This is a genomic window from Lentzea sp. NBRC 105346 (genome assembly GCF_030269605.1).
In the GTDB taxonomy this organism is placed as follows: Bacteria; Actinomycetota; Actinomycetes; order Mycobacteriales; family Pseudonocardiaceae; genus Lentzea.
Map to the genome: position 1 here is coordinate 71,214 of NZ_BSTQ01000014.1, position 20,606 is coordinate 91,819.

The 20,606-nt window shown below is 69.8% G+C and carries 19 protein-coding genes and 1 riboswitch; of the genes, 9 read left to right on the forward strand and 10 right to left on the reverse strand.

Features of this window, described 5'->3' with window-relative positions; genetic code table 11:
• Nucleotides 1-96 precede the first annotated feature (96 nt).
• The 3 genes from trxA to QSK35_RS27570 form a co-directional block, all read right to left on the reverse strand.
• Nucleotides 97-465 carry a thioredoxin gene (trxA, locus tag QSK35_RS27560; RefSeq protein ID WP_285750437.1) on the reverse strand — a complete coding sequence of 123 codons (369 nt, stop codon included), beginning with the start codon at nucleotides 463-465 and terminating at the stop codon, nucleotides 97-99.
• A gap of 65 nt (nucleotides 466-530) precedes the next feature.
• Entirely contained in the window at nucleotides 531-3,140 is a 2,610-nt protein-coding gene (locus QSK35_RS27565; protein WP_352244152.1) for a helix-turn-helix transcriptional regulator, read from the reverse strand.
• Between the two features lie 39 nt (nucleotides 3,141-3,179).
• Nucleotides 3,180-4,325 carry an FAD-dependent monooxygenase gene (locus QSK35_RS27570; protein WP_352244153.1) on the reverse strand — a complete coding sequence of 382 codons (1,146 nt, stop codon included), beginning with the start codon at nucleotides 4,323-4,325 and terminating at the stop codon, nucleotides 3,180-3,182.
• 180 nt (nucleotides 4,326-4,505) lie between these two features.
• Here QSK35_RS27570 and QSK35_RS27575 point away from each other — a divergent pair, with 180 nt between their 5' ends.
• The 7 genes from QSK35_RS27575 to cobM are packed head-to-tail and all read left to right on the forward strand — an operon-like array spanning nucleotide 4,506 to nucleotide 10,864.
• Complete coding sequence (locus QSK35_RS27575) at nucleotides 4,506-5,408, forward strand: ABC transporter substrate-binding protein (RefSeq protein WP_285750439.1); 903 nt, start codon at nucleotides 4,506-4,508, stop codon at nucleotides 5,406-5,408.
• Complete coding sequence (locus QSK35_RS27580; RefSeq protein ID WP_285750440.1) at nucleotides 5,398-6,204, forward strand: amino acid ABC transporter permease; 807 nt, start codon at nucleotides 5,398-5,400, stop codon at nucleotides 6,202-6,204. Before QSK35_RS27575 ends, QSK35_RS27580 begins: the two co-directional genes overlap by 11 nt.
• Nucleotides 6,191-6,949, forward strand: coding sequence for an amino acid ABC transporter ATP-binding protein (locus tag QSK35_RS27585; protein WP_285750441.1), 759 nt, complete (start codon nucleotides 6,191-6,193; stop codon nucleotides 6,947-6,949). Before QSK35_RS27580 ends, QSK35_RS27585 begins: the two co-directional genes overlap by 14 nt.
• 1 nt (nucleotide 6,950) lies before the next feature.
• Nucleotides 6,951-8,615, forward strand: a complete 1,665-nt coding sequence (locus QSK35_RS27590) for an aminotransferase class V-fold PLP-dependent enzyme (RefSeq protein WP_285750442.1) — start codon at nucleotides 6,951-6,953, stop codon at nucleotides 8,613-8,615.
• Nucleotides 8,612-8,989: a PPOX class F420-dependent oxidoreductase gene (locus QSK35_RS27595; protein WP_285750443.1), complete on the forward strand. Its 378-nt coding sequence runs from the start codon at nucleotides 8,612-8,614 to the stop codon at nucleotides 8,987-8,989. The genes QSK35_RS27590 and QSK35_RS27595 overlap by 4 nt, the downstream gene beginning before the upstream one ends.
• Entirely contained in the window at nucleotides 8,970-10,118 is a 1,149-nt protein-coding gene (cbiE, locus tag QSK35_RS27600) for a precorrin-6y C5,15-methyltransferase (decarboxylating) subunit CbiE (protein WP_285750444.1), read from the forward strand. The genes QSK35_RS27595 and cbiE overlap by 20 nt, the downstream gene beginning before the upstream one ends.
• Entirely contained in the window at nucleotides 10,115-10,864 is a 750-nt protein-coding gene (gene cobM / locus QSK35_RS27605; protein WP_285750445.1) for a precorrin-4 C(11)-methyltransferase, read from the forward strand. The genes cbiE and cobM overlap by 4 nt, the downstream gene beginning before the upstream one ends.
• On the opposite strand, the gene QSK35_RS27610 is transcribed toward cobM, so the two are convergent.
• The 4 genes from QSK35_RS27610 to QSK35_RS27625 are packed head-to-tail and all read right to left on the reverse strand — an operon-like array spanning nucleotide 10,855 to nucleotide 12,619.
• Nucleotides 10,855-11,559, reverse strand: a complete 705-nt coding sequence (locus QSK35_RS27610) for a hypothetical protein (RefSeq protein ID WP_285750446.1) — start codon at nucleotides 11,557-11,559, stop codon at nucleotides 10,855-10,857. The two genes, cobM and QSK35_RS27610, sit on opposite strands and share 10 nt — an antisense overlap.
• A 7-nt stretch (nucleotides 11,560-11,566) precedes the next feature.
• On the reverse strand, nucleotides 11,567-12,001 hold the full coding sequence (locus QSK35_RS27615; protein WP_285750447.1) for a hypothetical protein: 435 nt from the start codon (nucleotides 11,999-12,001) through the stop codon (nucleotides 11,567-11,569).
• Nucleotides 11,998-12,297 (reverse strand): YbaB/EbfC family nucleoid-associated protein, encoded by a 300-nt coding sequence (locus QSK35_RS27620; protein WP_285750448.1) that lies wholly within the window; start codon nucleotides 12,295-12,297, stop codon nucleotides 11,998-12,000. Before QSK35_RS27620 ends, QSK35_RS27615 begins: the two co-directional genes overlap by 4 nt.
• Nucleotides 12,281-12,619, reverse strand: a complete 339-nt coding sequence (locus QSK35_RS27625) for a YbaB/EbfC family nucleoid-associated protein (protein WP_285750449.1) — start codon at nucleotides 12,617-12,619, stop codon at nucleotides 12,281-12,283. The genes QSK35_RS27620 and QSK35_RS27625 overlap by 17 nt, the downstream gene beginning before the upstream one ends.
• Before the next feature lie 92 nt (nucleotides 12,620-12,711).
• Here QSK35_RS27625 and QSK35_RS27630 point away from each other — a divergent pair, with 92 nt between their 5' ends.
• Nucleotides 12,712-13,416: a cobalt-precorrin-6A reductase gene (locus QSK35_RS27630; RefSeq protein WP_502881727.1), complete on the forward strand. Its 705-nt coding sequence runs from the start codon at nucleotides 12,712-12,714 to the stop codon at nucleotides 13,414-13,416.
• Here the strand turns inward: QSK35_RS27630 and QSK35_RS27635 are convergent.
• From QSK35_RS27635 to QSK35_RS27645, 3 genes are read right to left on the reverse strand one after another with little or no spacing between them, the layout of a single operon-like run.
• Nucleotides 13,388-14,863 (reverse strand): precorrin-2 C(20)-methyltransferase, encoded by a 1,476-nt coding sequence (locus tag QSK35_RS27635; RefSeq protein WP_285750451.1) that lies wholly within the window; start codon nucleotides 14,861-14,863, stop codon nucleotides 13,388-13,390. The genes QSK35_RS27630 and QSK35_RS27635 overlap by 29 nt on opposite strands.
• Nucleotides 14,860-15,486 carry a precorrin-8X methylmutase gene (locus QSK35_RS27640; protein ID WP_285750452.1) on the reverse strand — a complete coding sequence of 209 codons (627 nt, stop codon included), beginning with the start codon at nucleotides 15,484-15,486 and terminating at the stop codon, nucleotides 14,860-14,862. The genes QSK35_RS27635 and QSK35_RS27640 overlap by 4 nt, the downstream gene beginning before the upstream one ends.
• Complete coding sequence (locus QSK35_RS27645) at nucleotides 15,483-16,463, reverse strand: ferredoxin-like domain-containing protein (RefSeq protein WP_285750453.1); 981 nt, start codon at nucleotides 16,461-16,463, stop codon at nucleotides 15,483-15,485. The genes QSK35_RS27640 and QSK35_RS27645 overlap by 4 nt, the downstream gene beginning before the upstream one ends.
• 6 nt (nucleotides 16,464-16,469) lie before the next feature.
• A riboswitch (cobalamin riboswitch) is annotated at nucleotides 16,470-16,603 on the forward strand.
• A gap of 34 nt (nucleotides 16,604-16,637) precedes the next feature.
• Between QSK35_RS27645 and cobN the strand changes: the two genes are divergently transcribed.
• Nucleotides 16,638-20,174 (forward strand): cobaltochelatase subunit CobN, encoded by a 3,537-nt coding sequence (gene cobN, locus QSK35_RS27650; protein WP_285750454.1) that lies wholly within the window; start codon nucleotides 16,638-16,640, stop codon nucleotides 20,172-20,174.
• Nucleotides 20,175-20,606: the final 432 nt, after the last annotated feature.

Below are 20,606 nucleotides of genomic sequence, written 5' to 3' on the forward strand. Positions count from 1 at the left end.
TTCATGGACATCTATGTCCCCGAACGTCACGTTCGCTAGCCCGAAACAGCGCAGGGGCACCCCCTGGTCTCCCGAGGGGTGCCCCTGAACCTTTGGTTACTGGGCCTCTTGGGCCTGCTTGACCTTTTCGTGGACCTCAGTCATGTCCACGTCACGGGCCTGCTTGATCAGATCCTCCAGCGCGGGCGCGGGCAACGCACCAGGCTGCGAGTAGAGCACAACACCCTCGCGCACGATCATCAGCGTGGGGATCGAGCGGATGCCGAAGGCCGCCGCGAGCTGCTGCTGGTCCTCGGTGTCGACCTTGCCGAACACCAGGTCCTCGTGCTGCTCCGACGCGTCCTCGAAGACGGGCGCGAACGCACGGCACGGACCGCACCACGACGCCCAGAAGTCGACCAGGACGATGCCGGACCCGCCGACCACCTCGTCGAAGTTCTCCGTGGTCAGCTCGACCGTGGCCATCTGCACTCCTTCACGTTTGGGGCTGTCCGGTCCAACGCACAGCCTCCGGAAGGAATTCCCCGGAGTCACGCGCTCGAAGCCATGTCGGTCGGAAGATCGGTGCGATCCTTCACGTTGAGCTTGCGATACACGCGCGTGAGGTGCTGTTCGACGGTGCTGGGCGTGATGAACAGCTTGTCCGCGATCTCCCGGTTGGTGTGGCCGGTCGCGGCGAGCGCGGCGACCCGGCGTTCGGCCCCGGAGAGCGCGTCCGTGTGGCACGGCGAGTGCGGGTGTTCGTCGGGGAGGAGTTCGCGGCACAACGGCAGGGCGTCGCACTCGCGGGCGACGTGCCAGGCGCGGCGCAGGACCATGCGGGCCCGGCGCTGGTCGCCGAGGGCGTGCTGGGCCCGCGACAGCTCGCCCAGCGCCTTGGCCAGCTCGTACCGGTCGCCGCAGCGTTCCAGCACCTCGGTGGCCTCGGCCAGCAGCGCCAGCCGGCGCGGGGGTTCCTCGCACGCCGCGAGGATGCGCAGCGCGATGCCGCGGGCGCGGCCGTCGGGGGTCAGCGACAGCTGTTCCTCGGCCAAAAACCGGGCCCGTTCCGGCGAGCACTGGCGCAGCCACGCCTCCGCCGCGCCGGTGCGCCACGGCACGAACGCGGGCGCGTCGAGCCGCCACGACGTGACCAGCTCGCCGATCACCAGGAAGTCGGCGAGCGCGGCGTGGTGGCGGCCGGTGGCGAGGTGGTGCTGGCCGCGCGCGTAGAGGTAGTGGACGCCCGCGCGGGTTTCGAACATCGCTTCCGGGACCGGCAGTTCGACCAGGCGGGCCGCGTCGTCGAGGCGGCCCGACAACGTCGCGGCCTGCAGGGCGCAGGACAGGGGAAAGCCGAGGTTGGTGCCCCAGCCCTGGTGGGCCAGCAGCCCGAGTGCCGTGTCGGCGCGCTGGGCGGCGTCGCGCAGGTCGCCCTGCCGCAGCGAGATCTCGGCGCGGGTGCCGGCCAGCAGGGCGAGCAACGTCTCCGCGCGCCGGCCCGACGCCGCGGCGAGCAGGCGGTCGCACCACGTGGCCGCGGTGTCGAGGTGGTCGGCGTAGACCAGGGCCAGCAGGGCGGCGACGCGGTAGTCGGACACGCCGTTGGCCCGTGCGCCCTGCAGGATCTGCTCGGCCGTCACGACCGCCTCGCCGCTGCAGCGCCCGGTGAGCACCTGCGCCAGCGCGGTCGTCGCGCGCGCCCACGGGTCGGCGGTCAGCGTGCTCGGTGTATCCAAAGGACAACCGTCCTCGGCCAGCCGCGGGTAGCAGGTGGCCAGCCACAGCTCGACCGTCCGCGGAAGTGACCCGGACGCACGAACCCGTTCGAGTGCTTCTTCCGCTTCGTCGAGCCGGCCGTGCCACAACAGCTGCCGCAGCAACGAAACGTTGTCCCAGCACCCCAGCAACCCCTCACGAGAGGCGGTGAGCAGCGCCGGGAAGTGCCGCGCCGCGGTCGCCGGGCTGGTGCGCCACTCCACCCTGGCCAGCCGCGACCGGGTCGCGGCGCGCCGCCGGTCGTCCGCGCCCGTGCGCACGGCCCGTTCGAGGTGCCGCACGGCCTCGTCGACGTCACCCTCACGCAGCGCGTGTTCGGCCGCGTCGTGCAGCACTGGCGCCGCCCACGCGGCGAGCGGACGGTCTGCGGCGGCCAGGTGCCGGGCCACGTCGACCGCGGGGGCGCCCTGGTCGTGCAGCAGCCGCGCGGCCCGCAGGTGCAGCTCGCCGAGGTCGCGCTGGGGCAGGTCGTCGCGGATCACCGACGCCGCGGCCGGGTGCCGGAACCAGCCGTCGCACAACAGGCCCGCGTTCTCCATGCCGCGCAACAGGTACGGCACGTCCACGCCGGTCAACCGGCCGAGCAGCGCTGGGGAGGTGTCCTCGCCGAGCACGGCGAGCCCGGCGGCGAGCGCCGCGACTCCGGGATCGGCGCGTTGCAGGCACGCCAGCAGGACCTCACGGAACGCGGGCCCGGTGAGCCCGCCGGTCGCCGCGTGATCTTCCAGCAACGCGTGGGCCAGCAACGGGTTTCCGCCGCTCAACCGGTGCAGGTCCTCGCCGAGCGCGCCGGACAGGACGCCGATCTCGCGGCGCGTCAGCGTGCCGAGGCGGACCCGCCGGCAATGTCGTTCCCGCAGCAGCTCGCCGTGGAACGGCGACCGCGGCCGGTCGTTCTCCGAGAGCACCAGCAGGATCCGGGCCGTCCCGATGCGGCGAGCCAGGAACAGCAGGCAGTCCAACGACGGGGCGTCGGCGTGCTGGAGGTCGTCCACGCCAACGAGCAGCGGTCCCTCGGCGGCGAGGTCGGTGAAGGCGTGGCACACGTCGTTCAACATCATCACGTGCTCGGGCACGCGCGGATCGATCACGGAGAGCCCGCTGGCGACGAGCCGGGCCATCCGCCCTGGTGCGGAGGGGAGGAGCTGGCCGATGACCCCGAACGGGAGCAACCGCTCGGCCGGTGCGCAGGTGGCCTTGAGAAACCGAACGCCCGCCTTTGACGCTATCTCCGCAAAGATGTGAATCAACTCGGTCTTTCCGCAACCGACCGGGCCGCTCACGAGAGCGACCCGGCCGTTTCCGGAAAGGCTGTCCGCCAGCATGCGGTCAAGTTGGGCAAGTTGGTCCGCTCGTCCGATCAAGGTCACGCAGTTGCGCACGGACAATCACCGACCGCGGGTTCGAACGGGTATCCGAGTTCACTCGATCGGACGCGGCCGGAATCTGTTGTGGAATAGCTGTTCACGGAGGTCATCCACCAGTTCGGCGAGATCGTGCGGATCGTGTGCGGTGCCGAACAGGTAGAAGTCGGGACGAACGAGTGCGCCGATCTCGCCGGCCGCCGCGAAGTACGGCAGATACACGTCGTCGACGTCCACGACCGCGTCTTCGCCCACCGTGTCGAGCGGTGTCCCCGCTGGTAGCAACTGCACCATGTGCGCGTCGATGTCCTCGAGGAACGCGCGCAGCCGGTCGCTCAGCACCCGGCGCGGTTCCTCGGTCGACACGAGCACGAATCCGCGCCCGACGACGTCGTCGAACGGGCCGCGCTCGTCGGTGCTCGCGACGCTGGCCTGCGGCAACAGGTGCCCGGTGTGGCTGCATCGGCGGCCCTCGCTCCGGTGCAGCACCCCGGCGGAGAGCCGGCGCGGGGTCTGGCGTTCGAGCGCGTAGCTGTCCAGCAGCGTCTCGCCCGCCCGGCCACGTAACACCAGGTCGAGCTTCCACGCGAGGTTCGCGGCGTCCCGGATGCCGCCGCACAGACCGGGCCCGCCGAACACCGACACCGGCTGCATCGCGTCCCCGACCAGCAGGATCCGGCCGGACCGCCAGCGGCTGGCCTCGTGGTGGAAGCTGTGCATCCCGTCGCACCCGACGACCCAGGACGACGTGACCACGTCGCCGCCCGCGACGACCTCGGCGTGCAGCCCGCGGTCCACCAGCAGTGTCGCGTCGACCCCGCGCAGCACGTTGAGGTTCGGCAGCCGCGTGGCGCGGTCGGCGAGCGCGGCTTCCAGCGCGCCCTGGTGCAACATCGTCAACTCCGGCCAGCACTTCTGCCTGGAGAATCGCAGGGTTTCATTCTCGAATTCAAGACTGGTGCCGGGTACACCAATTTGCCGCAACTTTTGTCCTAATCCTGCGGTGGTGAGCACGCGCATCGTCTCCGCATCGAACCCGACCACTCTCGGAATGCTGGTGGAGCGTGGTGTCGGGTCGACGACGGTGGTGAGCCAGCCCCGTTGTGCGAGAAGTGTGCCGAGCACCTGTCCTACTGGCCCGTGGCCCACGACCAGCACATCGGTGTCAGGACAGGAGTGCGCGGAGGGTGTGGGCATCGCCATCGCCTACTTCCCCTTCTCGTTTGGCGGTTTTCTCCATTTCTGCATCGGCCGCGATGTGCGACAACCCGTGTTGACTGAAAAAGCTTTCAAGGCGAAGTTAGGGAGGGGGTAGGGGCTGCCGTAGGGGGTCGGTTCAACTTTTTGTGGACTCCTTCAACGTCCTGTTGTAGCGTCCGCGCCATGCAGCCCCGCTCGCTCATCGCGACCGTGCTCGCCGCGGCGTCACTGCTCGTCGCCTGCGGCTCGAAGCAGGAGAACTCCGCCGCGCCCACGTCGGCACCGGCTCAGGTCGTCGCCAAGGACGACGCGCTCGCGGCCAAGGTGCCGCCCGCCATCGCATCGACCGGCAAGCTGCGGGTCGGGTCGAACATCCAGAACCCGCCGAACAACTTCTACGACAAGGACGGCCGGACCCCGATGGGGTCCGAGGTCGACCTGGCGAACGCGATCGCGGGCAAGCTCGGCCTGAAGACCGACTACTCGGACATGGCGTTCAGCTCGCTGATCACGTCACTGCAGTCCGGGCGCATCGACATCACGATGGCCGCGATGAACGACACCGCGGAACGCCAGCAGAAGATCGACTTCGTCGACTACTTCACGTCCGGCATCACGATCATGGTGCAGAAGGGCAACCCGTCGGGCGTCAAGGGCCCGGACGACCTGTGCGGCAAGAGCGTCGCGGTCAACCTCGGCACCAGCCAGGAGGCGTTCGCCAAGGAGCAGAGCGGCAAGTGCACCGCGGCCGGCAAGGGCGAGGTCACGTTGACCGTCACGGACAACGACACCGGCAACCAGACCCAGCTGCGCACCGGCCGTGTCGCCGCGATCCTCAACGACCTGCCGACCGCCGTGTACCTGGCGAAGACCGCGGGTGACGGCAAGTACTTCGAGGTCGTGCCCGGTGCGCCGATCAACGGCGGCCCGTACGGCATCGGCGTCAACAAGGACAACGCCCAGCTCAGGGACGCGATCGCGGCCGCGTTGCAGGCGCTGATCGACGACGGCACGTACGGCAAGATCATGAAGAACTGGGACGTCGAGCAGGGTGCGATCAAGAAGGCCACGGTCAATGGCAAGTAGTGACCTGGAGGTCGTCCCGCTGCGGCACTGGGGCCGCTGGGTCGGCGCGGCGGCGATCGTCGCGGTGCTCGGCGGCCTGTTCGCCGCCTTCGTCGACGCGAAGATCATCTGGGCGGACGTCCCGGAGTTCTTCCTGCACGAGACGATGCTGGAGGGCCTGCTCAACACGATCGTGCTCGCCGTCTGCGCGCAGGCGGGCGCGATCGTGCTCGGTGTGGTCATCGCGCTGATGCGGCTGTCGGCCAACCCGGTGGCCCGCTGGTTCGCGGTCGGCTACATCTGGCTGTTCCGCGGGCTGCCGGTGCTGCTGCAGATCCTCGTGTGGTTCAACCTCGCGCTGGTGTTCGAGCACATCTCGATCCCGATGCTGTTCGAGGCGAAGACGAACGTGCTGGTCACGGCGTTCGTCGCGGCCCTGCTCGGCCTCGGGCTCAACGAGAGCGCCTACATGGCCGAGATCGTCCGCGCCGGCCTGACCAGCGTCGACCCCGGCCAGGTGGAGGCGGCGAAGTCGATCGGCATGACGCCGTCGCTGACCCTGCGGCGCGTGGTGCTGCCGCAGGCCATGCGCGTGATCATCCCGCCGACGGGCAACAACTTCATCAACATGCTCAAGGGCACCTCGATGGCCTCGGTGATCGGGTTCCTGGAGCTGGTGCACGCGGCGAACAACATCGCGTCGCGCAACCTCGAGGTGATGGAGACCCTGCTCGCCGCGGCCGCCTGGTACATGGTGCTGGTCAGCATCGCGTCCGTCGGACAGCACTACCTGGAGCGACGTTATGGCCGTGGTTGAGGCGATCGGTGTCCGCAAGTCGTTCGGGCACACCGAGGTGCTGCGCGGCGTCGACCTGACGGTCGAGCAGGGGCAGGTGGTGTGCATGCTCGGTCCGTCCGGCGCGGGGAAGAGCACGTTCCTGAGGTGCGTGAACCACCTGGAGACGATCGACTCCGGCCGCATCTGGGTCGACGGCGTGCCCGTCGGGTTCCGGCAGCACAACGGCAAGCTCCACGAGCTGCGCGAGAAGGACGTCGCCGCGCAGCGACGGCACATCGGCATGGTGTTCCAGCGGTTCAACCTGTTCCCGCACCGCACGGCGCTGGAGAACATCGTCGAGGGACCGGTGCAGGTGCTCGGTGTTCCGGTCGCCAAGGCGCGTGCGGACGCGCTGGCGTTGCTGGAACGCGTGGGGCTGGCCGAGAAGGCGTCGGCGTACCCGCGCCAACTCTCCGGCGGCCAGCAGCAACGCGTCGCGATCGCGCGTTCGCTCGCGATGAAGCCCAAGCTGATGCTGTTCGACGAACCGACGTCCGCGCTCGACCCCGAGCTGGTCGGCGAGGTGCTCGACGTGATGGTGTCGCTCGCCCGCGAGGGGATGACCATGATCGTGGTGACACACGAGGTCGGGTTCGCCCGCTCGGTCGCGGACCAGGTGGTGTTCATGGTGGACGGCGCGATCGTCGAGTCCGGGCCGCCCGAGCAGGTGTTGGACAATCCACAGCAGCCGCGCACCCGACAGTTCCTCGCAAAGGTGTTCTGAGTTGATCCCACCGTCCTACCTCGGCCAGTTCCGCGAACCCGAGGGATACCTGGACTTCGCCCGCTTCGGCCCGCCGTCGCACGCCGTCGTCTCGACCACCGCCCGGCTGCTGGAACAGGCCTCGCTCGCCGGTCCGTCCACTGTGGACACTCTGATGCGCGAGGAGCAGCGGGTCAAGGCGGCGGTGGCGCGACTGTGCGCGACCGACACCGACCACGTGGTGCTGACACCGAACACCAGCACCGGCCTCTTCCAGGCCGCGCTGGGCCTGACCGGCACGGTCATGTACTCGGTCGGCGAGTTCCCCTCGAACACCTACCCGTGGGTGCGCGCGGGCCTGCCGTCCGTCCGGCTGCCCGCGGGCCCGGTGACGGCGGACGTGGTGCGTTCGGCGTTGACCCCCGCGGTGACCGCGCTCTCGGTGTCCGCCGTCGACTTCCGCACCGGCTACCGCGCGGACCTGGCGGCACTGCGCGAGGCGGTCGGTGACCGGCTGCTGATCGTGGACGGCATCCAGGGCTTCGGCGTGGTCGACGAGCCGTGGGACGTGGCCGACGTACTGGTCGTCGGCGGTCAGAAGTGGCTGCGCGGCGGCTGGTCCACCGGGTTCGTCGTGCTGTCCGACCGCGCTCTGGAACGCCTCACGCCCACGTTGTCCGGGTGGACGGGCGCGGTCGACGCCGGTCTGTTCGACAACTCCGTGCACGCCGCGGCGCCGGACGCCGCGTCGTGGTCGATCACGAACCTCTCGCCGATCGCCTCCGCGGCCTTCGCGCAGGCCCTGGAGCTCGTCGAACTGGCGGGCGTGCCCGCGCTGGAGTCGCGGATCGCGGAGCACGTGGGGGAGCTGGGCGAGATTGTCCGGTCGTGCGGCGGCGTCGTCGAGTCACTCGGCGGCTCCGGCATCTTCACGTTCTCCATCCCCGGCGTGTCGTCGTCTCTGGTCGGCACCGCGCTGGCCGACGAGGGCGTGACCGCCACCGTCCGGCCGGAACACGTCCGCCTGTCGCCCCACGCGTCGACGACCGTGGCGACCCTGGAACGCGTGCGCACGGCGTTGCGCTCGCTCGTCCCGAAACCAGCGGTCTCGGGCGCGCTGTCGGCGTTGATCCCGACGGTGAACTCGCTGGCCGCGGCGTTGGGACCGGGCACCGAGGTCGTGCTGCACGACCTGTCGCGCCTGCCGAACTCGATCGTCGCGATCGCCGGGGCGCTGACCGGCCGTGAGGTCGACGGCCCGATGACCGACCTGCTGCTCGGCCTCGTCCGCCGCGGCACCACCCAGGACCTGACCGACTACGAGACCTACGCGCCGGACGGCCGGGCGATCCGCTCCTCGACGGTGTTCGTGCGCGACTCCGCCGGTGTAGCGGTGGGGTGTCTCTGCGTGAACCGGCTCGCCGAGCACTCGGTGTCCGAGCCCGTCGAGTCGTTCCCGCAGGACGTCGACACGCTGCAACGGGTGCTCGTCGAGAAGGCGATCGCCGACGTGGGCGTGCCGGTGCCGTTGATGAAGAAGGTGCACAAGTCGCAGGTGGTGCGGGTGCTGGACGAGGCGGGGTTCTTCCTGATCCGTGACTCGGTCGACCACCTCGCGGGTGTGTTGGACGTGACGCGCTACACGATCTACAACTACCTCAACGAGGTGCGAGACTCGTCCGCGTGATCGATCGCGGCCCCGAGTTCGGCTCGTTCTGGACGGAACGGCATCTGTGCACCCTGACCACGCTGCGTCCGGACGGGACGCCGCACGTCGTGCCCGTCGGCGTGACGCTCGACCAGGTGGACGGGGTCGCGCGCATCATCACCGACGCCTCGTCGTCGAAGGTGCGCAACGTGCGGGCGTCCGGGTACGCGTCGGTGTGCCAGGTGGACGGTCGCCGGTGGTCGACCCTGGAGGGGCCCGCGATCGTGACGGACGAACCGGGTGCCGTGCGCTCGGCAGAGGCCCGGTACGCGGCCCGGTACCGGACGCCTCGGGTGAACCCCACCCGCGTGGTCATCGAGATCAAGGTGCAGCGTGTCCTCGGCACCGTCTGAGCTGCTGGTCGTCGGCATCGGGGCGGACGGGTGGGCCGGCCTGTCACCTCTGGCCCAGCAGGCGGTGTCCGCTCACCGCGTGCTGATGGGGGCGCGGCGACAGCTCGACCTGGTGCCGGGCGACTTCGTCCGCGTGGAGTGGCCCTCACCGTTGCTGCCCGCGCTGCCTTCGTTGCTGGAGCGGTATCCGGATGCTTGTGTGCTGGCCAGCGGCGATCCCATGTTCCATGGCATCGGGTCCACTTTGGTCCGGTTGGTCGGCCCCGACCGGGTGCGGGTGATTCCGCATCCGTCGTCGGTGTCGCTCGCCTGTGCCCGCCTCGGGTGGGCCTTGAACGACGTCGAGGTCGTCTCGCTGGTCGGCCGCCCGGCCGACCTCCTGCGCGCGGCTCTGCAGCCGGGCCGCAGGATTCTGGTGCTCGGCGGCGACCCGGCCGAGGTGGCGGCGCTGGCGGGTGAGATCACCGTGCTCGAACAGCTCGGCGGTCCGGCGGAACGCGTCGGCCCGTGGACCGGTGCCCCCGTCGACCCGTTGAACGTCATCGCGATCGACTACCGGGGTACCGGCCTGCCACGGGTCCCCGGTCTGCCGGACGAGGTGTTCGAGCACGACGGTCAGCTCACCAAACGTGAGATCCGCGCCGTGTCCCTGTCGGCGCTCGCGCCACTGCCCGGCCAGTTGCTGTGGGACGTCGGCGGGGGAGCGGGCTCGATCGCGATCGAGTGGGCCCGCACGCACCCGTCGTGCCGGGCGATCACCATCGAACAGCACGCCGAACGGGCCGCCCGGATCACTACGAACGCCGCCGCCTTGGGTGTGCCCGGTGTCGTTGTCCACATCGGACGCGCACCGGAGGCGTTGGCGGGACTGGAAACGCCGGACGCGGTGTTCATCGGTGGCGGCGTGACCGTGCCGGGTGTGGTGGAAACCTGTTGGGAAGCCTTGTCCTCCGGCGGACGGCTGGTGGTGAACGCCGTGACGCTGGAGTCCGAAGCCGTGGTCGCCGCGTGGTACGCGAAGCTCGGCGGTGAGCTGACCCGGATCTCGGTGTCGCGCGGCTCGCCGGTCGGTGGGTTCACCGGGTGGCGGACGGCGATGCCCGTGACGACTTGGAGCGTGGTCAAGTGACGGTCCACTTCATCGGCGCCGGACCGGGTGCCGCCGACCTGATCACGGTGCGGGGGCGCGACATCATCGCGTCTTCGCCGGTGTGCCTGTACGCGGGCGCGCTGGTGCCCGCCGAGGTGCTGACCTGGTGTCCCGCGGGTGCGCGGCTCGTCGACACGGCGTCGCTCACGTTGGACGAGATCCTTGCGGAGATCGTCACGGCCCATTCGGCGGGGCACGACGTGGCGCGGCTGCACTCCGGCGACCCGTCGGTGTTCAGTGCGATGGCCGAGCAGATGCGTCGGCTGGAAGCCCTGGGGATTCCCTACGACGTGACGCCCGGCGTGCCCGCTTTCGCGGCGGCCGCGGCGTCGTTGAAACGCGAACTGACCGTGCCCGGTGTCGGGCAGACCGTCGTGCTGACGCGGACCTCGCAGCGCGCCACGCCCATGCCGCCGGGTGAGGATCTCGGCACGCTGGGCGCGTCGCGATCGACGATGGTGCTGCACCTGGCCGTGCAGCGGATCGCGTCGGTCGTGGAGGAGCTGATCCCGAACTACGGCGCTGACTGCCCGGTGGCCGTGGTCGCGTACGCCAGCCGTGCGGACGAGGTGATCCTGCGCGGGACGCTCGCGGACATCGCCTCGCAGGTGAACGCCGCCGGGATCAAGCGGACCGCGGTGATCGTCGTCGGGAAGGTGCTGACCGCGCACGACTTCCCGGACAGCCACCTGTACTCGGCCGACCGATGCCGGGCTCACGACTGACGCGGACGGACCTTCCAGTCGCCGGTGTTCCCCACGCGGGTCTGCATCGGCACCACGTCCTCGATCTTCGCCACCTCGGTGGCCAGCGTGTCCATGGTCTTCTTGAACTCCCGGAGCTTGTCCATGCACGTGGCGATCAGCTGACCCGCCTCGGTGAGGAAAACGCCCAGCAGCCGGTACATCTCCTTCTTGATGGCGCCGGCCGCCGCCGCGGCCGCGCCGTCGGCACCGGCCAGGCCGCCGACGATGATGTCGGTGATGTTCGACTCGATGACGGCCCAGGTGTTGGTGAGCTCGGCCGCGATCCGGGTGATCAGCTTGATGAGCTCCCCGTAGCTGTTCGTGATGTTGCTCGCGCACTCGGACAGGGCCACCTGTGCCTTGCCGAACGTCTCCTTGAACTGGCCGACGCCGCCCTTGTACTTGGTCAGCCAGTCCTGGTAGCCCGAGGCGGCGTCGCCGGTCCAGTAGTTGTCGACGTCGCTCGCCTGTTTCGTGAGCATTTCGTCCACATCGGACAGAGTTCGGATCGATGTGGGTGCCCACACCTCGGCGTACCGGTCCAGGGACGTGACGTCACCGACGATCATCTGGCGGATCCGGTCGAGCGTGGCGACGGGTTCGCTGAGGCCCAGAATGCTCGACCACTTGCGGATCTCGCCGTCCTGTTCCTGCGGATAGGGCACGGTGTCCATGGGATCCTCAGTAGTCGGCTTTCGGGTTGGGACGGGGTAGCGGCGCGCCCCGCGGAGCCTCGCGTTGGGCGTCGATGTGCCCGAACTGCCGGTACTGCTCGTCGTCGGCGTTGACGTAGTGCTGAGCGACCGACTGCATGATCACCGCGGCGTCCTCGGCGGCCTGGACCAGCTTGTCGAGGTGGTCGAGCACCTGGGTCACGCTGTCGTTGTAGCTGCCGCGCGCACCCGACTCCTCGCCGAGGATGCCCATCCCGTAGTTGTTGAGGAACGTGCGGGAGAGCCCTTGTTTCGTCTGCCGGATCTCGATCGCCGCGTCCTGCAGGCCGTTGGCGGTGAGATACAGCTGTCTGGGCACCACGTGGTAGGTGCCGGCGTTGTGGGCGCGTTCGCGAGCCTTGCGCTGCGCCGGGTTGTCGGGGTTGATGAAACCGCTTGTCATCGCATCGATTCCTGGAATGCCCTGCGTTGTTGTTCGACCGCGTCGCGGACGCGGTGTTCGGCTTCGCGCACGGCGGCCACGATCTTGTCCGCGAGCGCGCGTTCGCTGAGGAACCGCACGTCGTCGTTCAGCTGAACGCCGACGACCTGCCCGGAGGGCGTGATGGTGACCGAGCCGTAGCGTTCGATCTCGACGGTGAACCGCTGTCTGCCGAGGGCCTCGACGCGGGACTTGTGCGCCCGGTACTTGTGGTTCAGGTCGGCGACGAGGTTCTCGAGCTCACTCGAGGACGCCACGGCTGTTCATCCTGTCGAAGTACTCCTCGTCGTCGGGGTCCGCGGCACGTCTCGCAGGTTCGTCGCCGGGCAGCCGGGCCAGGGCCGTGCGGGCCACGCCGATCGCCTCCACCAGATCGCGCTCGACCTGGCGCAGCACATGACCGCGCTGCCGCAGCGCGCCGTCGGCGATCCGCAGGCTCAGCAGCTCGCCGGTCCCGCTCACCACGGCGTGGACGCCGCCGTTGCCGGACGTGCCGGACGCCGTCCGCGGCCGCAGCTCCTCCTCGGCTCTGGTCAGCTCGTCGATCGCCGTGCTGATCCGCACCATGTCGCTCGTCATCCATTCCCCCTCGCCGACGAGTGTGTTGGGACGCCCCGGTCGCATCCAGCCTTTCGTTCGATTTGGAAACGTCTAGGTTGGGCGGTGTGACTGTGCTGGTACTCGGCGGAACGGGCGAGGCCCGGCGCCTGGCTGCGCTGGTTCCCGTGATCTCGTCGCTCGCCGGGCGGGTGAGCGATCCACGCCTGCCCGACGGTGACGTGCGCGTCGGCGGGTTCGGCGGCGTCGACGGACTCGTGACCTGGTTGCGCGACAACGACATCAGCGCGGTCGTCGACGCCACGCACCCGTTCGCCCGCAAGATCACCGCGAACGCCTTCGAGGCCACCTCACGGTTGGGTCTGCCGTTCCTGATCCTGCGCCGGCCGGGGTTCGTCCAGGAGCCGGGTGACGACTGGCGGTGGGTGTCCTCCGTTGCCGAAGCCGCCGCTTCCCTGCCGGGCGAGCGCGTCTTTCTCACGACCGGGCGTCAGGACATCTCGGCGTTCGCCTCGTGCTCGCAGTGGTTCCTGGCGCGCATGGTCGAGCCGCCTGCTTCGCCGCTGCCGCAACGGATCCAGGTGCTGCTCGACCGCGGGCCGTTCACCGTGGACGGTGAGCTGGCGTTGCTGCGCGAGCACCGGATCGACGTGCTCGTCACCAAGGACAGCGGCGGCGAGATGACGTCCGCGAAGCTCGTCGCCGCTCGGAGGCTCGGGGTTCCGGTCGTGATCGTGCGACGGCCGCCACTGCCGGACGCGCCCGTGGTGGCGACCGTCGAGGAGGCCGTCAGCTGGCTGGGTACCGCCGGGGCGTGAACACGACGCCCTGATCGGTCACCTGCGTCTGTGACGACCCGATGATCAGCAGGCACCGCATGTCGACCGTGCCCGGATCCAGCGACCCGAGCGTGACCACCCGGACCTCTTCCTGCTCCGATCCGACCGCGCGACCGACCACCACGGTGGTGTCCGGAGAGCGGTGGCGCAGCAACAGGTCGCGCATCTCGGCGACCTGGGTCGTGCGGACCGTGGACGCCGGGTTGTAGATCGCGATCACGAGGTCGGCGCGAGCCGCCGCTTCCAGCCGGTCGGCGATGACGTCCCACGGCTTCAGGCGATCGGAGAGCGACAGCACGCAGTAGTCATGCCCGAGCGGCGCGCCCACGCGGCTGGCCACGGCGTTGGCGGCGGTCACGCCCGGCAGGACGCGCACCCTGATGTCCGGGAACGCGGCGGCGACTTCGAGGACCGCGGTGGCCATCGCGAACACGCCCGGATCGCCCGATGACACCACGGCGACCTTCTGGCCGCGTCGCGCCAGGTCGAGCGCGAACTCGGCCCGCTCGGACTCGACCTGGTTGTGCGACGCGTGCCGTGCCTGACCGGGCTTTGCCGGAACGCGCTTCAGATAGGTGGTGTAGCCGACGAGCGTGTCCGCTTCGTCGAGCGCTTGGCGCGCTTCGGGGGTGAGCCACTCCGGCCCGCCCGGTCCGAGACCCACCACCACAACGGAACCCGGCTGGTCGCACACCAACTCCACCATGTGCGGCAGTTCACGCGACCGGCTCGGCACCATCGCCAGCGAGAAGTAAGGCACGGATTCGGCATCGACTTCGGCGAGCGGTGATGTCCGCTGCTTGCCGGTCGTGGCGCGCTCGACGTACCACGCCTCGTCCAACCGCCCGGCTTCGTCGAGCGCGGCGCGCACACCCTCGAAAGTGCGGCCCAGCTTGAGGATCGCGGCCGAGTCGGTCTGCCGCAGCCGGCTCGCCAACTGCTCCTTCGGCAGCGTGCCCGGCAGGATCGTGAGCACCTCGTCGCGTTCGACCAACGGTGTGCCCAGCACGGCCGACGCGCCGCTCACCGACGTCACACCCGGCACGACCTCCCAGGGATACTTGTCCGCCAGGCGCTTGTGCATGTGCATGTACGAGCCGTAGAAGAACGGGTCGCCCGCGGCGAGCACGACGACGTCGCGGCCCGCGTCGAGGTGCGCGGCCAACCGGCCGGCCGCCTCCTCGTAGAAGGCGTCGATCTCGCCCTGGTAGTCGTCGGTGTCCTCGGTCGTCACCGGGTAGACGAGCTGTTCCTCGATCACCCCGTCGCGGAAGTACTGCGCCGCAATGGATCGCGCCACCGAACGCCCGTGGCGCGCCGAATGGTAGGCGACCACGGAAGCCGAGGAGATGAGCCGGGCCGCCTTGACGGTCACCAGTTCCGGATCGCCCGGACCGAGGCCGACCCCGTACAACTTGCCCGTCATTCGTCCTCGCTCGCGATCGCGTTGATGGCGGCGACCGTCATGGCGCTGCCGCCCCGACGGCCGTGCACGACCAGGTACTCCAAGCCCAAATCGTTGGCGGCCAGGGCTTCCTTCGACTCCGCCGCGCCGATGAAGCCGACCGGGATGCCGAGCACAGCGGCCGGTTTCGGCGCTCCACCGGCGATCAGGTCGAGCAGGTGGAACAACGCGGTCGGCGCGTTGCCGATCGCGACCACGGCCCCCTCGAACCGATCGGCCAGCAACTCCAGTGCCGCAGCGCTCCGGGTGTTACCCAAAGCGGAAGCCAGCGACGACGTGCGCGGATCACCAAGGAAACAGAGGACTTCGTTGTCCGCGGGCAGCCGGCGGCGCGTCACACCGGCCGCGACCATGTTGGCGTCACAGAGGATCGGGGCGCCGTCGAGCAACGCCTTGCGGGCGTTGCGCACGACGTCGGGGGAGTACGCGATGTCGCGCACCAGGTCGACCATGCCGCACGAGTGGATCATCCGCACGGCGACCCGCGCGACGTCGGTGGGCAGGCCGGACAGGTCCGCCTCCGCGCGGATGGTGGCGAAGGACTGGCGGTAGATCTCCTGCCCGTCCTTGATGTACTCCGTCACCTGATCTCCTCGTAGCCGTCGCCGGTCGCGACGAACTCCACCACATCGCCGGCCGGGCGTCCGCATCGGCGCGAACATCCCGACCAGTGCACGAGCCCCTCATGCGGGGTTCCGATCCAGGCCGCGGCGTCCGCACGGACGTCCGACAACGACTTCGCGCATCCCGGCATTCCGGTGCACGCCGACACACCGTGCCAGGGCGAGTCGGGCGACGTGAAGAGGCCAGTGGTGTCCGTTCCGGGGGGCACCACGAGGCTCCGCCATGGCGTGATCCGCACCGGAACGCCTGGCAGCAGCCGGGCGTCCAGCCGACCCAGCGGCACCCCGGCGACCGTCGGGCCGGGTATGGCGGGTGTCACACCAACGGCGAGGCGCTCGTCCGCGGGAGTGCCGAGCGCCTCGGTGATCTTGCGCACACCGTCGTCCACTTCGGACAGCCGCCACGCGCTGCCGCGGATGCGCTGGAACAACAGCGCGGCCTCGATCACGGCGCCGACCGGGTCCGTCACGCGCAGTCCGGAGTCCCGCCCGGCCAGCAACAACGCGTCGCCGACGAGACCGATGTCGGCACCCAGCCCGCTCACCGCGGCGCCGACCGTGACCAGGAACCGTCCGGGCAGGTCGGCGAGCTCCGGACGCGCGCAGATGGCCTGGTCGATGGCGTCGACGAGCGCCTGGTTGTCCTCCAGGGGAGCGGCCACGATGTTGCGCACCCGTTCGTGCGTGTCGGACGGCAGCAACCCCGCGGCCCGGAGTCGCCCGCTCAGTTCCAAGCCCGACGAAAGGCCTCTGATCTGCAGGTTCGCTCGCGAAGTGAGTTCCAGGAACCCGCTGCCGAGCTCCAAAGCAGCGTTACGCAGGACGTCCCACTGAGCACCGGTCAACGTGCCACCGGGGACCCGGATGCGCGCCAGCCCGCCGTCCGCCGCCTGGTGCAGGTCGACGGCGCCGGGGCAGGCATCCGGGTGAGCGCGCATGGCCACACACTAAACGCCGGTTAGGGTGTCCTCCGAACGGCGAAGCATGGGAGGAAGCCGGTGTGAATCCGGCGCGGTCCCGCCACTGTGACCAGGCATGCCCTGGGAGTCAGGAACTCCGCGATGCCGTGCCCAACAACAGGGGCGAGGACCCCCGAGGGATGGAGCCCGCGCGTGATCCTGCTGCTGTCGACCTCCGACACAGACCTGCTGTCCGCCCGTTCCAGCGGCGCCGAGTTCCGGCTCGGCAACCCCGCGCGGCTCACGGCCGAGGACCTGCCCGAGCTGGTGGAGGGCACCGACCTGGTGGTCGTCCGCATCCTCGGCGGCCGCCGGATGTGGGAAGAGGGCCTCGACCACCTGCTCGCCGGGCCCCGCCCGGTCGTCGTGCTCGGTGGTGAGCAGGCGCCGGACGCGCAGCTCATGGAGCTCTCGACGGTGCCGAAGGGCGTGGTCTCCGAGGCGCACGCCTACCTCGCGCACGGCGGCCCGGCGAACCTCGAGCAGCTGCACAAGTTCCTCAGCGACACCGTCCTGCTGACCGGCGAGGGCTTCGAACCGCCCAAGCCGACGCCCACCTGGGGCCTGCTCGAACGCGAGCCCAAGGACGGGCCGACCGTCGCCGTTCTCTACTACCGCGCGCACCACGTCGCCGGGAACACCGCGTTCGTGCACGCGCTGTGCGATGCGATCGAGGAACGCGGCGGCAACCCGCTGCCCGTCTACTGCTCCAGCCTGCGCACCGCCGAGCCCGAGCTGCTGGAGACCCTCGAGCAGGCCGACGCGTTGATCGTCACGGTCCTCGCCGCGGGCGGCACCACGCCGTCCCAGGCGAGCGCCGGCGGCGACGAGGACGCATGGGACGTGGCCGCGCTCGCCGCGCTGGACGTGCCGATCCTGCAGGGCCTGTGCCTGACCAGCAGCCGCGAGTCGTGGGACGAGAACGACGACGGCCTCAGCCCGCTCGACACGGCGACGCAGGTCGCGATCCCCGAGTTCGACGGCCGGATCATCACGGTTCCGTTCTCCTTCAAGGAGATCGACGCCGACGGCCTCACGGTCTACGTCGCCGACCCCGAACGCGCCCTGCGCGTCGCGGGCATCGCGGTCCGGCACGCGCGGCTCAGCCACATTCCGACGAAGGACCGCCGGATCGTCGTGATGCTGAGCGCGTACCCGACGAAGCACTCGCGCATCGGCAACGCCGTCGGCCTCGACACCCCGGCGAGCACCGTGCGCCTGCTGCGGGCGATGCAGGACCGCGGTTACGACATCGGCGACGCGCTGCCGGGCGTATCCACTTTGGATGGTGATGCGCTCATTCACGCGCTGATCGCCGCCGGTGGCCAGGACGCGGACTGGCTGACGCAGGAGCAGTTCGAGACGAACCCCGTGCGGATCAGTGCCGCGAAGTACCGGGAGTTCTACGAGACGCTGCCGGACGACTTCCGTGAGGCGATGGAGCAGCACTGGGGTCCCGCACCCGGTGAGCTGTTCGTCGATCGCTCGCAGAACCCCGAGGGCGACATCGTGCTGGCCGCGCTGCGGTCCGGCAACGTCGTCGTCGTGGTCCAGCCGCCGCGCGGGTTCGGCGAGAACCCGATCGCGATCTACCACGACCCGGACCTGCCGCCGTCGCACCACTACCTGGCCGCGTACCAGTGGCTGCAGGCCGAGTTCCGGGCGGACGCGGTCGTGCACGTCGGCAAGCACGGCAACCTGGAATGGCTGCCCGGCAAGACGGTCGGCATGTCCGCGTCGTGCGGCACCGACGCGGCGCTCGGCGACCTGCCGCTGATCTACCCGTTCCTGGTCAACGACCCCGGTGAGGGCACGCAGGCCAAACGACGTGCGCACGCCACGCTCGTCGACCACCTCGTGCCGCCGATGTCGCGCGCCGACAGCTACGGCGACATCGCGCGCCTGGAGCAGCTGCTGGACGAGTACGGCAACATCTCCGCGATGGACCCGGCCAAGCTGCCGGCCATCCGCGCGCAGATCTGGACCCTGATCCAGGCCGCCAAGCTCGACCACGACCTCGGCCTGGACGACCGCCCGCACGACGCCGAATTCGACGAGTTCCTGCTGCACGTCGACGGCTGGCTGTGCGAGGTCAAGGACGTCCAGATCCGCGACGGCCTGCACATCCTCGGCGAGGCCCCGACCGGCGAGGCGCGGGTGAACCTCGTGCTCGCCATGCTGCAGGCCCGCCAGATGTGGGGCGGCCAGGTCGCCGCACTGCCCGGCCTGCGGGAGGCCCTGGGTCTGAATGACGGGTCTCGAGTCGCCACCGACGACATCGAGGCTCAGGCGCGCACTCTCGTGCAGGCCATGGAGGACGCGGGCTGGGACGCCGGGCACGCGAAGTCGTTGAGCTCGAACGCCGACGTGGTCAAGATCCTGGAGTTCGCGGCAACCGAGGTCGTTCCGCGTCTCGCCCGCACGACCGACGAGATGACGAACCTGCTGCACGCCCTCGACGGCGGTTATGTGCCCGCGGGCCCGTCCGGCTCGCCGTTGCGCGGCCTGGTGAACGTCCTGCCGACCGGCCGCAACTTCTACTCGGTCGACCCGAAGGCGATCCCGTCGCGCCTCGCATGGGAGACCGGCCAGGCGATGGCCGACTCGCTGCTGCAGCGCTACCGCGACGACAACGACGGCGAGTGGCCGCCTTCGGTGGGGCTCTCGGTGTGGGGCACGTCCGCCATGCGCACCGCGGGTGACGACATCGCCGAAGTGCTGGCGTTGCTGGGTGTTCGCCCGGTGTGGGACGACCAGTCCCGCCGCGTGACGGGCCTGGAGGTCATCTCCACCGAGGAACTCGGCCGACCGCGCATCGACGTGACGGTCCGCATCTCCGGCTTCTTCCGCGACGCCTTCCCGCACGTCGTGGCGTTGATCGACGACGCCGTACAGCTCGTGGCGAAGCTCGACGAACCGGACAACTTCGTGCGCGCCCACGCGGTTTCCGACTCGTCGTCGCATGTGCGGCGGATCTTCGGCTCCAAGCCCGGCGCGTACGGCGCGGGCGTGCTGCCGTTGATCGACAGCCGGAACTGGCGTGACGACAAGGACATCGCCGAGGTCTACGCGGTCTGGGGCGGCTACGCCTACGGTCGTGGCCTGGACGGCGTCGAGGCACGCGCCGACATGGAGTCCGCGTACCGCCGCATCGCCGTGGCCGCCAAGAACATCGACACGCGTGAGCACGACATCATCGACTCCGACGACTACTACCAGTACCACGGTGGCATGGTCACGATGGTGAAGGCGTTGACGGGCAAGGCCCCCGCGGCCTACGTCGGCGACAGCACGCGCCCCGAGGCCGTCCGCACGCGAACGCTGACCGAGGAGACCTCGCGCATCTTCCGCGCCCGCGTGGTGAACCCGCGCTGGATCAACGCCATGCGCAGGCACGGCTACAAGGGCGCCTTCGAGCTCGCCGCGACGGTCGACTACCTGTTCGGCATCGACGCCACGACCGGGGTCGTGCACGATTGGATGTACGAGGAGCTGACGGCGAAGTACGTGCTGGATCCCGAGACCCGCAAGTTCCTCTCGGAGTCCAACCCTTGGGCGTTGCACGGGATTGCTGAGCGGTTGCTCGAGGCTGCCAACCGTAGTCTTTGGGAGCACCCGGAGCCCGAGACCCTGGACGCGCTCAAGGCCGCCTACCTGGAAACGGAAGGCGACCTCGAAGACGGTCGCTGAGGTTGCGGTCTTTGGTTGGCTGCCGGTTTCGTGCGTGGTCGCCCTTTTGTTGGCTGCTGGTGTCGTGGGGCGCTGCGTCTTCCGGGGGCGCCTTCGGCGCCGCGATTGGGGCTTGACTTGGGACTTCAGGGGCGCTGTGTTCGATCCCTCCGGGCGGCGTGGTGGGCCGGCTCCGCCGGCAGATCACGATCTGCCGGCCCAACAAGGGCTACCACGCCGCACCCCAAGTCAAGCCCCAATCGCGTTCCGTACGTGGTCACCAGACGCGCCCCACTCTGGGTGCGTGGTCGCTTCGTTAGCTGCCGGTTCCGTGCGTGGTTGCTTGGTTGGCTGCCGGTCCCGTGCGTGGTCGGCAGCGTCGCTCGCTTGCCTGGCGGTCCCGTGCGCGCTTGCCAGCCCGGTTGTCGGTGCCCCTCGTTAGCCTGGATACGG

Excerpts from the sequence above, each read along its gene's own strand:
- trxA (WP_285750437.1), bottom strand. The coding sequence starts at position 465 with ATGGCCACGGTCGAGCTGACCACGGAGAACTTCGACGAGGTGGTCGGC.
- QSK35_RS27570 (WP_352244153.1), bottom strand. The coding sequence starts at position 4,325 with ATGGCGATGCCCACACCCTCCGCGCACTCCTGTCCTGACACCGATGTG.
- QSK35_RS27575 (WP_285750439.1), top strand. The coding sequence starts at position 4,506 with ATGCAGCCCCGCTCGCTCATCGCGACCGTGCTCGCCGCGGCGTCACTG.
- QSK35_RS27580 (WP_285750440.1), top strand. The coding sequence starts at position 5,398 with ATGGCAAGTAGTGACCTGGAGGTCGTCCCGCTGCGGCACTGGGGCCGC.
- QSK35_RS27585 (WP_285750441.1), top strand. The coding sequence starts at position 6,191 with ATGGCCGTGGTTGAGGCGATCGGTGTCCGCAAGTCGTTCGGGCACACC.
- QSK35_RS27610 (WP_285750446.1), bottom strand. The coding sequence starts at position 11,559 with ATGGACACCGTGCCCTATCCGCAGGAACAGGACGGCGAGATCCGCAAG.
- QSK35_RS27615 (WP_285750447.1), bottom strand. The coding sequence starts at position 12,001 with ATGACAAGCGGTTTCATCAACCCCGACAACCCGGCGCAGCGCAAGGCT.
- QSK35_RS27625 (WP_285750449.1), bottom strand. The coding sequence starts at position 12,619 with ATGACGAGCGACATGGTGCGGATCAGCACGGCGATCGACGAGCTGACC.
- QSK35_RS27635 (WP_285750451.1), bottom strand. The coding sequence starts at position 14,863 with ATGACGGGCAAGTTGTACGGGGTCGGCCTCGGTCCGGGCGATCCGGAA.
- QSK35_RS27645 (WP_285750453.1), bottom strand. The coding sequence starts at position 16,463 with ATGCGCGCTCACCCGGATGCCTGCCCCGGCGCCGTCGACCTGCACCAG.